This is a genomic window from Candidatus Rokuibacteriota bacterium, assembly GCA_030647435.1.
Lineage (GTDB): Bacteria > Methylomirabilota > Methylomirabilia > Rokubacteriales > CSP1-6 > AR37.
In genome coordinates, this window is record JAUSJX010000037.1 from 1 (window position 1) to 14,479 (window position 14,479).

A 14,479-nucleotide genomic window follows, 5' to 3' on the forward strand; every position below is an offset into this window, starting at 1 on the left:
GCGGCCGACAGAGGCACCTCGGGCAAGGGCCGGCCATCCGGCCGCCGGAACCGAAGCGGGTCGTCCGGCCCGCGCTCGACCCGATAGCCCTCCTCGTGCACCGCCCGGTGATGCCGGCGACCGAGCAGAGCCAGGTTGGAGAGCGTGGTCGCGCCGCCTTGCGCCCAGTGGCGGAGGTGGAGGCCCTGGGTGACACGGCCGCCGCAGCCCGGGAAGCGACAGCCCCGGTCGCGGTGACAGAGCGCTCGCCGCAAGGCGGGGGGAATCGTCCGCGTCCGCGCCCCGACTTCGAGCAGCCGCCCCTCCGCGTCCTGCCGCATCACCACCCGGCTGGCATCGCACGCCAGGCGGCGGGACGTTTCCGCGGAAACGCCCCCGCCGTCCTCGAGGACCGACTGGCCCGGCTGCTCCGGGTCGGCCAGCGCCGCCGCATCCACGTGGACGACCACCTGGTATCGCTCGCCCGGGGCCCCGGGATCGAGCTCGTGGTGGAGCGCCGTCTCCGCGAGCAGGGCCAGCGCATCCGCCTGCTGCTGGGCCAGGCTCGGGGCGTCCGCAGATGGCTCAGCCGGCGGAGCCCCCTCCTCGCGGCGGGCCCGTTGGTAGAGCGTCTCGCGCGCTGCGGCCAGCGCCTGCATGAGCAGGGCCCCCACTTCCGGCTCCAGCCGCCCCCGCACGATCATCATGCCCTCCTCGTCCTGGTGGACGTGCAGGGCCCGGCTCGCATGCCGCCGGGCCGTGTCCCGCGCCTCGACCTGCCGGTCCACCCGCCGCCAGCCCCGCACGATCCGCTCGACCTGGGCCGCCGTGCCCGCGCGCCCCACCGCCAGCAGGCGCGCTTCGGTCTCCGGGGTGGCCACCCGGCTCAGGGCGCGGACCTTGGCGTAGGACAGCTCCCCGCGGGCCAGCGCCTGGGCGAGGCGGGGGAGCGCCCCGAGGGCGCGCGCGACACGGACCCGCTCGCGCGCCGCCCCCAGGTCGAGCCCCACCCGCCAGCTCAGCCAGGCCGCGCAGGAGCGGAAGCCCGTGTTCCATCCGCCCCGCGCGTCGAAGGCGCGGATCAGGTCGAGCAGGTGGGCCGTGGCGGCATCGAGGTGCGCCGACAGCTCGGCGATCTCGTCGCCGAGCCGGTCGAGTGCGGCGACGTGATCCGGAGCAGCAACGAGCGTTGGCAAGCGGATTTCCATGGCGAGCCCTCCTTCTGCTGGCGCGACTCTACACCCTGGTTTTCAGCGCCCCTGGCACCGCCGAGGACGAGCGCTTCTGGAGCGGGGAATGATTTCCGGTCGGCTCTCACGCGGCCGCACACCGGTGGGCCAGTGCCGGCCGCTGGGCGGCCATTCGCTGAGCGCGGCCGACGCATGACCAGCGTCCGCGGCCAAGGCTGTCAAGGGAAAAATCGCGCCGGCATCCCGCCGATCCGAGCAAGCATCGCGTCGAAGGCGGCAATCACCGGTCATTCCTCATGGGACCACCACCTGCTGGCAAAGTTATCTTAGTGGCGATGGGAGTTAGTCGTGTACCGAGAAACCTACATCCTTGAGAATGCCGACGACCAAGCCGCGACCGAGGTCAATGCCGGTGGGCCAGGAGAGACTGGAGGTGTTGCTGGATGGCGTCGCGTATATTCCCCTTGGCCTCCTCCACGGTCCGGCCGTTGCTGAAGCAGCCGGGCAGACTTGGGCTGTAGGCCGAGTAGCCCTCGTCTTCGGCTTCCTTCTCAATCACGGTTTCGAAGGTGAAGTACTGCACAGGCAGATGATACCGCGAACTCTCAGGCTGCGAAAAGCCTCTTCGCCGTCACTTCAGCAGCTTCAGCTTGCGGTTGACGGCGGCCAGGTCGAAGCGCTCGGGGTCGAAACCGCGGCCCACCCAGGCGAGCATGTCCCTGTGCTCGGGGTGGGTGCGGTCGCGCAGCACGTCGAGCAGGTTCGCGTAGCCGGGCGCGCCGCCGCAGTCCTCGGGCGGACAGGCGCGCTCACCTGCCAGGCACACGGGATACTTGAACGGAGCCGCGGGAGCCTGGATCGCCTCCACCAGCACCTCGTGACCCCACCCGTCGCCGAGGTCGTAGACGTAGCGGAACCGCGCGCCTTCGATCGGCGCGGCTCCGCGCAGTGTCAGCTTCCACTCGGGCTCTACTTTGTAGTGCGGCTCGTCCGGCTCCGGCTGGCCGTAGCGCCTGCCGCCGACTTCGAACTCGTGGAGATGCACGTCGCGCCAGCCCATGGCTTTCTGAATGACCGTGTGAAGCCGCTCGAGCGTGATGGAACCGGGCACCTGGACGCGGCGCCACACCGGCGGTTCGACTGCCTCGAGCGTGATCCTGAGAAGGTAAACCGCGTCCTCGCGAGGAGCGACGGAGAGATGGCGTCTCGGAGTCCGTGCAGTCGGCGTCATGCGGCGAAGAGCCTTTCTTTGGTCTGGCGCAGGATGTCGGCGGGTTGACCGAAAGCCTTGAGAGCGGGGAGCCCGCCTGCACGAGTTACGTCCGGCGTGTCGAAGACTTGGGGGCTCTCGAGCCCGTCGGTGCCTGAGCGGGCGAACTGGCCGGCCAGGGCCTTGAGCGTCGCCGTGGCGGGGGCGGGCAGGGTCGCGAGCCAGCGTTCGTGCTTGTAGGTGAAGGCCTCGGCGCGCTGGGGGCGGGTGCGCGGGGCCAGGCCGTAGCCCAGCTCGGCAAGCACGTCGTAGAGGTCGTAGTCCGTCATCTCTTCGAGCGTGCGAACCAGCAACGGGGCACGGCCGGCATCGGGCAGCCTGCCCATCAGGGCCCGGCGCTCCGGTGGGCTGATCCACCTGGCGCGGAAGTCCTCGAGCGTCGGCGCTTGCTCCACCAATCGCTCCGCTAGACGCTGCTTGTACTCCTCGACGGTGATCGGCATCGCCTTGCCATCCACGCTGGTCACGATGTACCGGCCCGCGCCCGTCACGCGCACGTCGAAGCCCTCCACCAGGATGGTCTTCTCGGGCAGCGGCGCGTCGGGCCCCGGCACCTTGGCCGTGAGCTTGCGGGGCGGAGTGAAACGGCTCCTGAACTTCTCGCCGAAGAGCCGGGTGGCGTCCGTGTAGTCGTAGACGCGGAACATCAGCTTCCCGCTGGGCATATCGATCCGCGTGCCTCGCCCGACCATCTGATAGAAAGCGATGGGCGAGCGGACATACTTGAAAAAGACGATGTTCCGCACGCAAGGCACATCCACGCCGGTCGTCAGCAACTCCACCGTCGTCGCGACGAAGTAGCGGCGCTGGAGCCCTCGGAGGTCCTTGACTAGGTCGGATCCTTCGGAGGCCGCGGTGCACTTGAAGGCGTAGGGATCGAGACGCTCGCGGCCCTGCGCCTTACACCATTGAGCGTAGAGGTTGTTCAGAGCCGCGGCCACTTCGTCGGCATGACGGTCGCGCGCGCAGAAGACGATGGTCTTTTGCTCCGGACCGCCGGTGGCGACCAGGTGCTGGAAGAGGTCCTGGCACATGGCGGCCACGCGTTCCGGCAGTAGCAAGCGATCCTCGAAGTCGTGGGCTTCGTAACGCCGGCGCGCCTCGGCCGTCGCCAGGACCTCTCCTGTCCGGGCGTCCGTGATTTGCTTGCCCACCAGGTCAGCTTCGTCCACACCCGTCTCGCGCTCGGGCCGCGGCTTGTCGTCCAGGAAGATGTCTCGGCGGACGATCTCGCAGGCCGCCAGGTAGCCGTCGTCGATCCCCTGGCTCATGTCGTACTCGTAGACCGGCTCGCCGAAGTGGCGAAGGTTGTCGCCCGAGACCTCGGCGTCCGCCTGGGCTTCCTTGCTCCTCTCGGTCCACTCGATCTCGCGCGGCGTGGCCGTCAGCCCGATCTGGACAGCGTCCGGATTGCGCGTGAGCACCTGCGACCACTTACCCCAGGCCGAGCGGTGGCACTCGTCGATCACGATGTGGCTGAAGTAGTTCTTCGGGTAGTGAGTCGTCAGGAAGTTGGCGTCGGCCTCGTCGGTATCCACGTCCAGCGTCTGGTAGGTCGCGATGAGGATGCGGGCATTCTTCTGCGGCTTGCCGCTCGACACCTCAGCCGCGTCGGCGCCGAAGACGTTCTGGAAGGCGCCGAGCCCCTGGCTTCGCAGCTCGTCACGGTCGCAGAGAAAGAGGGCACGCTTGAGCTGCCCCGCATCCGCGATGCGCTTGAGTAGGTAGACCGCAATGCGGGTCTTCCCCGCGCCTGTGGCCAGGGAAAGGAGCGCCTTCTTCTCGCCACCCGCCAGCTTCTCCAGCACCGCGCGAATGGCTGCATCCTGGAAGTAGTACCGGCTGGCCTCGCCTCCCGGGTAGCGCGCGAGGAGTGGACGCGCTTCGGGCGATTCCAGGCTGAAACCCATCGCCTGCTCGTAACGGGCGCGAAGGTCGGCAGGCGTGGGAAACTGTGTCAGTGGCCGTGGCTTGGTCGTGAAACCCGTCGAGCGGTCGAACTCGACGAAGAGGTGGCCATTGGAGGAGAAGACGAACTGGACGTTGAGCCGCCGGCAGGCGGCATAGGCCTTGGCCTGCTCGAGGCCGTGGGCAGGCGGGAGATGCTCAGCCTTGGCCTCGATGAGCGACACGGCCACAGGCTGGCTCGCCTGGTTCACCCTGACCCGCAGGGTGTAGTCAGCCCGCCCCTTGGCGCGCCGCCGGGCCTGCCCTTCGACCATCTCCACTGCCCCCGCCGTCTCCTCGCGTCGGATAAGGTCTTCCGTCCACCCGCAGGCGTGGAGCGCCGGGTCGATCAGCTTGGCCCGTGTGTCGGACTCGCCCAGAGACATGCCGGCCCATTATACGGGGTACCGATTGCTACACATGCGTGACGGGAGGGCACGCGGCGCATCCCAGTTCTGCGTGTACGGACCACCCAGGCCGCATACTCGCTTCATGGGCGCGAGGGATGAGCGGGTCGTCCAGGCCGCGGGCGGCGTCATCGTGAGGCATGCTCCGCGCGGCGAGATCCGGGTCCTCCTCGTCCACCGGCCTCATCGCAAAGACTGGACCTTCCCCAAGGGCAAGCTCGAAGCGGGCGAGTCACACGAGCGCTGCGCGCTCCGCGAGGTCGAGGAGGAGACAGGCCTGCGCTGCAAGCTGGGCACCGAGCTGGCGACCTCTTCATACACGAACGGCAAGGGCCGGCCCAAGGTCGTCCGCTACTGGATCATGGAGCCGGGCAACGGCCGGGCCGAGCCGCGCAACGAGGTGGACGCGGTCCGCTGGACCTCCCTCGAGGAGGCCGCCACCCTCCTCACCTACCCGCGCGACCGCGAGATCCTGACGGCCTTCGCCGCCGCAGTGCGCTGAGCGGGCGAGGCCTTCACCGCTCCAGGTAGGCGGTCGAGCGCACCCGTGCCGCATGGTCGAGTTGGTCGAACACCTGCCGCACGGGACGCTGGGGTAGTATGGCCGGGTGCCCCAAGACAAGGTCGTCCCCATGCGCGACGCGGTGGCGCGCTTCGTGCCCGACGGCGCCTCGGTCTGCATGGGCACTGCGCTCGAGGCGCTCATCCCCTTCGCCGCCGGCCACGAGCTGATCCGCCAGCGCCGGCAGGATCTGACACTGATCGGCCCGATCTCCGACATCCTCTTCGACCAGCTGGTCGCCGCGGGCTGCGTCGCCCGCATCCAGGCCGCATGGGTGGGCAACGTCTCGGCCGGGCTCGGCCACAACTACCGCCGGGCCGTGGAGCACGGCGTCCCCCACCCCGTCGCCGTCGAGGATCACTCCAATCTCAGCATCGCCCTGGCGCTCCAGGCGGGCGCGATGGGCGCGCCCTACATTCCGACGCGCTCGCTGCTGGGCACGGGGCTGCTTGACTCCAACCCGACGTTCAAACAAGCGCCCGATCCCTTCTCGGGCGATCCCGTGGTGCTGATCCCGGCGCTCAGGCCCGACGTGGCCATCCTCCACGTCCAGCGCTCGGACGCCGAGGGCCACGCGCACTGCTGGGGCACTCTCGGCGTTACGCGCCAGGCGGCGCTGGCCGCCGAGAGGGTCATCATCGTGGCCGAGGAAATCTGGCCCCGCGAGCGCATCCTCTCCGATCCCGGCCTGGTCCTGGCGCCCGCGCTCAAGGTCGCGGCCGTGGTCCACGAGCCCTTCGGAGCCTATCCCTCGCCGGTCCAGGGCTACTACGGGCGCGGGCACGACTTCTACCACCGCTACCACGAGGAAATGCGGACGGTGGAAGGCACGCGGGTGTGGCTCGACCATTGGATCTTCGGCGTCGCCGACTGGAAGGGCTTTCTCTCAACGCTGGGTCCCGAGGCCCGCGAAGCCGTGCGGGTCAAAACGCCGCGCCTCTCTGAACCTCTCGACTACGGAGCCTGAGCCCATGAAAATCACAGCTATTGAAGCGATCTGTCTCGCCATCCCGATGAAACCGCTCGACCCGCCGTCGCCCTGGACCGCGGCCACGCGCAAGCAGATCATCGTGCGCGTCAGGACCGACGCGGGGCTCACGGGCGTGGGCGAGGCGTTCGCCTACGGCGCGCCGCTCGCCGTCTGCAACGTGATCGAGGAGAGCCTGGCGCCGCTGCTGATCGGCCAGGACCCGCAGAGGATCGAGTACCTGGCGGACCTCATGCACCGCGGCACCATGATCTACGGGCGGCGGGGGCTGGCGATGTTCGCCATCAGCGGCGTCGACATCGCGCTGTGGGATCTTCTCGGCAAGTCGCTGAACACCCCCGTCCATGCGCTCCTTGGGGGCGCGACACGTCCCACCCTGCCCGTGTACGCGAGCCTTATGCGCTACGACTCGCCCAAGGACGTGGCGGGCGCCTGCAAGGGCTTCGTCGCCCAGGGCTTCACCATGCTCAAGCTCCACCAGACCGACGTGGCCTCGGTCCGCGCGGCGCGTGAGGCCGTGGGGCCTTCAGTGGAGCTGATGCTCGACGTGAATTGCCCGTGGACTCCCGCCGAGGCCATCGGGATGGCGCGGGCGCTCGCGCCGTACCGGCTCTTCTGGTTCGAGGAGCCCGTGTGGCCTCCCGAGGACTACACGGGGCTGGCCGAGGTAACGCGGGCCACCGACACGCCCATCGCGCTGGGCGAGAACGAGTCCACGCTCTTCGGCTTCCGCGAGATCGTCGAGCGCCGCGCGGGCGACATCCTGCAGCCCAGCATCACCAAGGTCGGCGGCATCACGGAGTTCAAGAAGATCGCCGCGCTCGCCCAGGCGGCCAACCTACCCATTGCGCCGCACTCCTTCTACTTCGGCCCGGGACTCGCGGCGACACTCCACGTCGCGGCAACCTGGGGCGGTGCGATGCCCGTGGAGTTCCCGACGGGCGAGCACGAGACGTCTTTTCTCGCGCGCCCTATCCAGGCGCACGACGGCCACGTCGAAATCCCTACCGGTCCCGGGCTCGGCGTCGAGATCAACGAGGAGGCCATTCGCCGCCATCCCTACGCCGCCTCGGGCGCCAAACCCTTCGTGCTCCACTAGCCCATGCCGGAGTACACCGATCGCGAGCTGATGGTCATCGCCGCGGGGCGCGAGATCCGCGACGGCGATCTGGCTTTCGTCGGCATGCGGCTGCCGCTCCTGGCCTTCGCCTTCGCCAAGCGCACGCATGCCCCGGGGGCGATCGGCCTCTTCGAGAACGGCATCGTGCGCGACCAGCCGGCGCCGGAGACCCTCATGACCATGAGCGACACGCCGAATATCCCGGGCGCGCTCTGGTCCACAGGCACGCTCGAGATCATGTCGCTCCTCCAGCAGGGGCTGGTGGACCTTGGCTTCATCGGCGGCGCCGAGATTGACAAGCACGGCAACCTCAACACCAACTGCGTCGGCGACTGGCGCAGACCGAAAGTCCGGCTGCCCGGCAGCGGCGGCGGCGCGGACATCGCGAGCCTGGCCAAGCGCTTCGTGGTCATCATGCCGCAGGAGAAACATCGCTTCAAAGAGCGCGTGGACTTCATCACCTCGCCGGGCTTTGGCGACGGCGCCGGCTGGCGCGAGCGCGTGGGGCTGCCGGGCGGCGGTCCGGCCGCGGTCATCACGACCCTCGGCGTCTATCGCTTCGACCCCAAGACACGCGAGATGCTCCTCGCCTCCTGGCACCCGGGGCAGAGCGTCGAGTCGGTGCGAGCCGCGACAGGCTGGGACCTGCGCGTGGCGGACGGCTGCCGCCAAACGGCGATACCGACGGCAGCGGAGCTCGAGATCGTGCGCGCCTGCGACCCCGCGGGCTTCTGGACCCGCTAGCGCGTGGAGCAGTCGCCCACCCGTCTCCGCTGGATCATGTGGGGCATCCCCGCCTTCCTCTTCTTCTTCGCGTTCCTGCACCGCGTCGCCCCCGGTGTCATCGTCAAGGACATCATGCAGGCGTTCGGCGCGAGCGGCGAGATCGTCGGCCTGCTTTCGGCCATGTACTTCTACTCATACGCGGCCTTCATGATCCCCGCCGGGCTCTTGATCGACGGCTTCGGGGTCCGCCGCGTGATCGCAGCAGGCAGCGCTGTCATGGGGCTGGGCTCGCTGGCGATGGGCATGGCGGCCTCGCAGAACGTGCTCATGACCGGGCGGTTCTTCGTCGGCGCGGGCGCGACGGTCACCTTCATCGGCTGCCTCAAAGTTGCCACAAACTGGTTCCCGCCCTCTCACTTCGGCACGCTCTCGGCGGTGACGGCCACGGTGGGCGTGCTGGGAGCGCTCGGAGGCACCGCGCCCCTGGCTGCGCTGGTCGCGCTGACGAGCTGGCGCGGCGCCTTCACGACGATCGCCGCGCTGACACTCCTCGGCGCCGCGACGTGCTACCTCGTCGTCCGCGACCACCCGGCGGGCGCCGCCGCGGCGACGGCGCCGTCACCGAAACTCGGCGCGGTGCTCCGGGGCATGGTCCAAGTGCTGGGCAACCGCCACACCTGGCCCCCCTTCCTCGCCTTCTTCTTCCTCTACGCGGCCATGGGCAACCTCATGCTCTGGGTCGTGCCGTTCCTCCACGACATCTACGCGCTGCCGACGACCAAGGCCGCGACCTATGCCTCGGCCGTGTCATTCGCCCTCCTCTTCACGGCGCCGCTCACGGGTTATCTCTCCGACCGGGTCCTGCGCCGGCGCAAGCTCCCCTACACCGTGCTCTCCTTCTGCCTCTTTCTCTTCTGGGCGGCGCTCGCGCTCACGGCCGGGGCACTGCCGCTCTGGGGAGTGGCGCTGATCCTCTTCGGCATGGGCGGGGTGGGCGGGGCCTTCGTGCTGACCTGGCCGATCGGACGTGAAGTCAACCCGCCGCATCTGGCGGGCACCGCGGTGGCGGTCGCGAACATGGGAGGCTTCCTCGGCGCCGCGCTGACCCAGAAGTACGTCGGCCGCGTGCTCGACGCCGGCTGGACCGGCGCGATGGTCGAGGGCGCGCGCGTCTACCCCGCGGCGGCCTATGCGGGCGCTTTCAAGGTCTGCGCGGTGTTCGTGCTGGTCGCGGCGGGCATGAGCCTGCTCCTGCGCGAGACGCGCGGGCGCAACATCTACCACGAGCTCCATCCCGGAGGGACCCATGGCGGCAGCTGACGAGCCGATACGCATCGACCCCGAGATCCTCAACGAGCATCACGAAGGCACGCTGACCAAGCTCATCGGCGCGCGCTTCGTCGAGGCGACGAAGGACCGGCTCGTGGCCGAGCTGACCGTGCGAGACGACCTGACGACGGTGGGCGGCCGCGTCCACGGCGGGACGCTGATGGCGCTGGCCGACCTCGTGGGCGCGACCGGGACCTTCATCAACCTGCCGCCGGGGGCGACGGGCACGACCACGCTCGAGTCCAAGACCAACTTTTTCGCCGCCGGGCGCGAGGGCGTGATCCGCGCCGAGTCCACGCCGGTCCACCGCGGCAGGACGACCCAGGTCTGGCAGACGCGGGTGACCGACGCCTCGGGCCGCCTTCTGTCGATGACCATCCAGACCCAGCTCGTATTGCGAGAGTAGAGACCGACAGGCGGCCGAGAAGGGTCCAGATGCGAGGCCCCGCCCGATGGCCGCACGCGAGGTAACCGTAACCGGGGTCAGGTCTTGCATTGACACATTCCGGGATCCTGTAGATAGGGGCCAGCCTCCCCACCGGGCTCAAATGTCGTAATGCAAGACCTGACCCCGTTAGGGGCGGTCGAGGAAGCCCTCGGTCATCGCGTTGATCACCGGGATACCGTTTGAGGCGATGGCGTTGATGCGCGCCTTGACCTCGGCGAGCGCGCGGAAGGGCTTCTTGAGCAGGTGCTGGGCGTAGTCCTTCACGGCCTGTTCGAGTTCCGAACCAGGCACGACGCGCGTCACGAGCCCCATGGCCTGTGTCTCGGCCGCCGAGTAGCGGTGGCAGCCCATGATGATCTCCTTGGCCTTGGTCGGGCCGACGAACCGGACGAAGCGCGTCGTCGAAGCCACGCCGAGCGGCACGCCCAGGTCCACCTCGGGAATCCAGAACTGCGCCTCGGCCGCGGCGAAGCGGAAGTCGCAGGCCAGCAGCAGGCCCCAGCCGCCGCCGACCGCGTGGCCGTTGATCATCGCGATCGTCGCCTGCTCGAGGGTCTCGAGCGCTCCAGTGGCCCGCTCGAAGAGCCTGCGGAACTGGCTCTTATTCTCCAGGAAGAGGCGCCGGCGCTCCTCGTCCGTCTTGGCGCGGGCGTGTGGCGCGTCCGCCCCGGCGGAAAAAACGGGCGGCGCGCCCGTCAGGATGACGACGCGCGTGCCCGCATCGTCCCGCAATTCGGCGAGCGCCGCCCCGAGATCGGTCAGCATGGCGTCGCTCAGCGAGTTGCGTCGCTCGGGACGGTTGAGCGAGAGTGTGGCCACAGCCCCGTCCCGCATCAGCGTGACGTTGCCGCTCACGAGCGCGCGGCCTCGAGGAGCGCCGACTCGATGCCCTTTTCGTCGGCGAGGAGCTTCTCGCGTGTCTCGCCGACGATGTCCCGGGCGCGCGCATAGCCCTTCCCGGCCGCCCGGTCGCGGGCGACGGCCGGCGCCAGGATCTCGTCGAGGAAGCGCGTGAAGGCGCCGGAGAGGCGGCGTCTGACCTCGCCATAACCGCGCACCACGGTCGCGATGTCCGCGACCTCACAGGCGAGGTCGTAGTCGAGAGCCGCCGCATCGATGACCGCCTGCTGCCAGCGATCTATGAGGACGAACTCCCGCTGGGCGCGGAGCGACGAGGGCCGGAGCCAGCGGAGCCGTCCCAGCGCCCAGACACGAGCGTAGCCCAGCACCGACGTGGTCCTGACGTGCTGGGTGATGGTCGGACGCCCGTCGGGCCAGCGCCGCTCGGCCCAGCGGGCGATGGGCCCACCGATCGCGGCAGGCAGGATGCCGTAGATCTCGTCGAGGTCGGGCTTGAGGTAGTCCGTCACCACCAGCACCTGGCCGTTCGCCGCGCCGTGGTCGCGCCGGATGCGTTCGAAGCGGCTGCGGCGCGTCTTGAGGTCGGCCACGCGGATGGCGTCCTCGTAGCTCATCCACACGGCGAGGCGCCGCGCGAAGCGCTCGGTCAGCCGCGTCTCCGTGTCCCGCGCGCGCACGAGCCGCACGCGCCCGAGGAAGCGTGCTGCGTAGCCCGCGTCCTGGTAGTCGATGAGGCGCGCGGCCGCCTCGCCGAGCGTCGCATGAAGCGCCGCCGGAAACTCGCCTTCAATCTGCGCCATGACGGCGAGGAAGTCGGCGCTCCTCACCCCGAGAGCGTGCGCCCGCTCGACCTTGATCTCTGCCCACGGCCGCGCCGGAGCGCTCTCCGGAGCCGCCGCACCGGCCGCGATCTCAATGCCCGCCTTGAAGCCGGCGAGGTTGCGCTCGACGGCGACGCCGCCCACGCGAATGGCCGCCTCGAAGTCCATTGCTGCAAGCGGGAGCGCGCCCGAGGCCGCCAGCGACCCCATCAGTACCGCGTTGACCTCGCTGCCGGCAGCCCGCGCGACGGCGAGCGCGTCGCACGCGATCAGGCGCCGCGACAGCGCCCGCGCCGCCTCCTCCACCCGCTCGCGCGGGAAGATGCCGTTGCCGAGCGCCGTCTTCTCGGCGATGGCGAAGAGGCGGTGGGTGCTCGTGATGAGCGTGGTCCGCTCGGGCGAGGCGTAGTCCATCTCGACCATGCGCCCCGCCTCGAGCAGCTCCGAGGCCATGATCACGTCGACGTCGCCCGGCATCGGGTAGAGGGAAAAGACCGGGTCCGGAGAGCCGGCCGGAAGCGCCTCGGGATAGATCTCGAGATAGTAGGTCGTCGCCCCGGTGCGCTGCGCCACGCCGGGGATGGACGTCGCCTGGACCGGCAGGCCCGCGTGGGTGGCCGCGGCGACGATCCACTCGGTCAGCACGCCGCCCCCCTGTCCGCCGAGGGCCGCGATCAAGATGGAGACGGGACGGCGCGCGGCGCTCATGCCGGCTGGAAGAGGCCGATTACCCGCCGGCGGAAGGACTGGAGCCTCCGCTCACGCCAGCCGGGGTTGTGGACCACGCGCGCCTCGTAGAACGACGGGCAGAGAACGGCCGCGTGCGCGACCTCGCCGCAGAGCCCGCAGCCGACGCAGGTCTGGTCCACGTGCGCCACCGGGTCGTCGCGCAGCGGGTCGCCGCTCTCCTTGAGCGTGAGGGACGGGCAGCCGTTGAAGCGCATGCAGGACTTGTCCCCCGTGCAGACATCGGCGTCGACGCCGAAGCGCGGCGCCTCGACGCGCCCGCCAGCCTTGAGCCGGGCCGCCGTCTGCGGCTTCACGCGGCGCTGACGCTCGAGCTGGCACTCGCCCCGGGCGATGATGACCTTGAGCCCGCCCGCCGCCGTCGTCATGGCTTCGCGCACCGTCTTGAGCGTGTTGCCGACCTTGTAGGGGTTCACGACGCGGATCCACGACACGCCGAGGCTCCGGATCGTCTCGGCAATGGACATGCGCACGTTGTCGCCCCGCGGGTTCCTGCCGGTCGAGGGGTTGGACTGCTGGCCCGTCGCCGACGTGTAGAAGTTCTCGAGGACCACGAGGATCGAGTCCTGCTTGTTGAAGACGGCGTTCGCGACACCCGTCGTCAGCCCCGAGTGCCAGAAGCCGCCGTCTCCCATGATGGAGATCACGCGCTTGCCGAAATTGGGCGCGACGGCGCTGGACGAGGCCAGTCCCAGGCCGTAGCCCAGGATCGTGTTGCCCTGGTTGAACGGCGGCAGCGCGGCGAAGGCATGGCAGCCGATGTCGGCCGCCACGTGGGTTTCACCGAGCTCGCGCTGCGCGATCTTGAGCGCGCTGAACATGGGGCGCTCCGGGCAGCCCGTGCAGAAAGCGGGCGGCCGCTTTGGGAGCGGCGTCTCGAGGACCTGCCTGCCTCGCCCGACATGACCCGCGAGAGCGGCCCGCCGCGTCTCGGCATCGCCTCCGAGGAAGCGCGCCAGCGCCGCGAGCACGACTTCGGGCACGTATTCTCCCTGGGCCGCCACCGTGCCCTTGCCCTCGATGCGGACCGACAGGGCCCGGTCGTACGCGAGAGCCTTGAGCTCCTGCTCGATGAAGTTGGGCATCCCCTCCTCGAGGACGAGCACGCGGCGCTTGCCCTCGAGGAAGTCGAGGAGTTGCTCGGGCACGAGCGGGTGGATCACGTTCAGGACGAGAATCGGGATGCGGCTCCTGCCGAAGACATCGGCCCGGCCCAGGAGCTCCAGCGCGCGGAGCGCGGTCGGCGTGAGCCCTCCCTGGAGGATGATGCCGAGCTCCTTCTCCTCCCCGGGGATGACCTCGTTGAGCCCGCGCTCGAGAACGTAGCGGCGCGCGGCCGGCAGGCGCTTCTCGAACTTCTGCGCCTCCTGGGTGTAGGTGGAGGGCGGATGGCTGATCCGGCTGTAGTCGAAGGAGTGCCGCTGCAGCCGGTCGCGCATGCTGATGGCCGGGCGGACATTGTCCTTGCAGACCATGGAGCCCTGCATGTGCGCGGCACGGATGCGAAGGCTGATCACTGCCGGCAAATTCGACGCTTCCGACATGCCAAAACCTTCCTCGACCATCCGCGCCAGGGTCTGAAGGCTCGGGCGCGGGTCGAAGAGACACAGCGACGATTTGAGCGCGAAGGCATGCGTGCGCTCCTGGATGACGCTGGCGCCCGCGCCGTAGTCCTCACCGACCACGATCACCGCGCCGCCGATGACGCCGGAGGAGGCCAGGTTGGAGAGCGCGTCGGCCGCGACATTCGTGCCCACGATGGACTTCCAGGTGACCGCCCCCCGCATGGGGTAGTTAATGGACGCGCCCAGGAGGGCGGCGGCGGCGGCCTCGTTGGCCGAGGCGTCCAGATAGACTCCCATGGGCTTGAGCACGGGCTCGTTTGCGTCAGCCATGACGTCGAGGAGATGGGACACGGGCGCGCCCGGGTAGCCGCCGACATAGGACACGCCCGACTGGAGGAGAGCCTTGGTGATGGCGAGGATGCCCTCGCCCCGGAGGACCTGCCCCTGGCCGAGCTGGAGCTGCTTGACTTCTTCCGCGAACGACCGTTCCATAGGGCCCTCTTTTACCACACTCCGCAT

General features: G+C 69.5%; 13 protein-coding genes. 6 read left to right on the forward strand and 7 right to left on the reverse strand.

The window, feature by feature from the left end:
- The 4 genes from Q7W02_06980 to Q7W02_06995 form a co-directional block, all read right to left on the reverse strand.
- Positions 1-1,187, reverse strand: a 1,187-nt coding sequence (locus tag Q7W02_06980; GenBank protein MDO8475932.1) for a DUF222 domain-containing protein, incomplete at its 3' end; no start/stop codon positions are given.
- Positions 1,188-1,572: 385 nt separating this feature from the next.
- On the reverse strand, positions 1,573-1,752 hold the full coding sequence (locus Q7W02_06985; protein ID MDO8475933.1) for a type II toxin-antitoxin system HicB family antitoxin: 180 nt from the start codon (positions 1,750-1,752) through the stop codon (positions 1,573-1,575).
- A 48-nt stretch (positions 1,753-1,800) separates the two neighbouring features.
- Positions 1,801-2,400, reverse strand: coding sequence for a plasmid pRiA4b ORF-3 family protein (locus tag Q7W02_06990; protein MDO8475934.1), 600 nt, complete (start codon positions 2,398-2,400; stop codon positions 1,801-1,803).
- Positions 2,397-4,772: a DEAD/DEAH box helicase family protein gene (locus Q7W02_06995; GenBank protein MDO8475935.1), complete on the reverse strand. Its 2,376-nt coding sequence runs from the start codon at positions 4,770-4,772 to the stop codon at positions 2,397-2,399. The genes Q7W02_06990 and Q7W02_06995 overlap by 4 nt, the downstream gene beginning before the upstream one ends.
- Before the next feature lie 106 nt (positions 4,773-4,878).
- On the opposite strand from Q7W02_06995, the gene Q7W02_07000 reads away from it, so the two are divergent.
- From Q7W02_07000 to Q7W02_07025, 6 genes are all read left to right on the forward strand, one after another.
- Positions 4,879-5,295: an NUDIX hydrolase gene (locus Q7W02_07000; GenBank protein ID MDO8475936.1), complete on the forward strand. Its 417-nt coding sequence runs from the start codon at positions 4,879-4,881 to the stop codon at positions 5,293-5,295.
- Positions 5,296-5,401: 106 nt separating this feature from the next.
- Positions 5,402-6,322 carry a CoA-transferase gene (locus tag Q7W02_07005; protein MDO8475937.1) on the forward strand — a complete coding sequence of 307 codons (921 nt, stop codon included), beginning with the start codon at positions 5,402-5,404 and terminating at the stop codon, positions 6,320-6,322.
- A gap of 4 nt (positions 6,323-6,326) precedes the next feature.
- Entirely contained in the window at positions 6,327-7,442 is a 1,116-nt protein-coding gene (locus Q7W02_07010) for a mandelate racemase/muconate lactonizing enzyme family protein (protein ID MDO8475938.1), read from the forward strand.
- A gap of 3 nt (positions 7,443-7,445) precedes the next feature.
- Positions 7,446-8,207 (forward strand): CoA-transferase, encoded by a 762-nt coding sequence (locus Q7W02_07015; protein MDO8475939.1) that lies wholly within the window; start codon positions 7,446-7,448, stop codon positions 8,205-8,207.
- A gap of 3 nt (positions 8,208-8,210) precedes the next feature.
- A complete protein-coding gene (locus Q7W02_07020) occupies positions 8,211-9,509 on the forward strand; it encodes an MFS transporter (protein ID MDO8475940.1) in 1,299 nt (432 codons plus the stop codon).
- Positions 9,496-9,924, forward strand: coding sequence for a PaaI family thioesterase (locus Q7W02_07025; protein MDO8475941.1), 429 nt, complete (start codon positions 9,496-9,498; stop codon positions 9,922-9,924). The genes Q7W02_07020 and Q7W02_07025 overlap by 14 nt, the downstream gene beginning before the upstream one ends.
- 168 nt (positions 9,925-10,092) lie before the next feature.
- On the opposite strand, the gene Q7W02_07030 is transcribed toward Q7W02_07025, so the two are convergent.
- From Q7W02_07030 to Q7W02_07040, 3 genes are read right to left on the reverse strand one after another with little or no spacing between them, the layout of a single operon-like run.
- Positions 10,093-10,821: an enoyl-CoA hydratase/isomerase family protein gene (locus Q7W02_07030; GenBank protein MDO8475942.1), complete on the reverse strand. Its 729-nt coding sequence runs from the start codon at positions 10,819-10,821 to the stop codon at positions 10,093-10,095.
- Positions 10,818-12,356 carry an indolepyruvate oxidoreductase subunit beta family protein gene (locus tag Q7W02_07035; GenBank protein ID MDO8475943.1) on the reverse strand — a complete coding sequence of 513 codons (1,539 nt, stop codon included), beginning with the start codon at positions 12,354-12,356 and terminating at the stop codon, positions 10,818-10,820. The genes Q7W02_07030 and Q7W02_07035 overlap by 4 nt, the downstream gene beginning before the upstream one ends.
- Positions 12,353-14,452, reverse strand: coding sequence for an indolepyruvate ferredoxin oxidoreductase subunit alpha (locus Q7W02_07040; protein ID MDO8475944.1), 2,100 nt, complete (start codon positions 14,450-14,452; stop codon positions 12,353-12,355). Before Q7W02_07040 ends, Q7W02_07035 begins: the two co-directional genes overlap by 4 nt.
- Between the last annotated feature and the right edge of the window lie 27 nt (positions 14,453-14,479).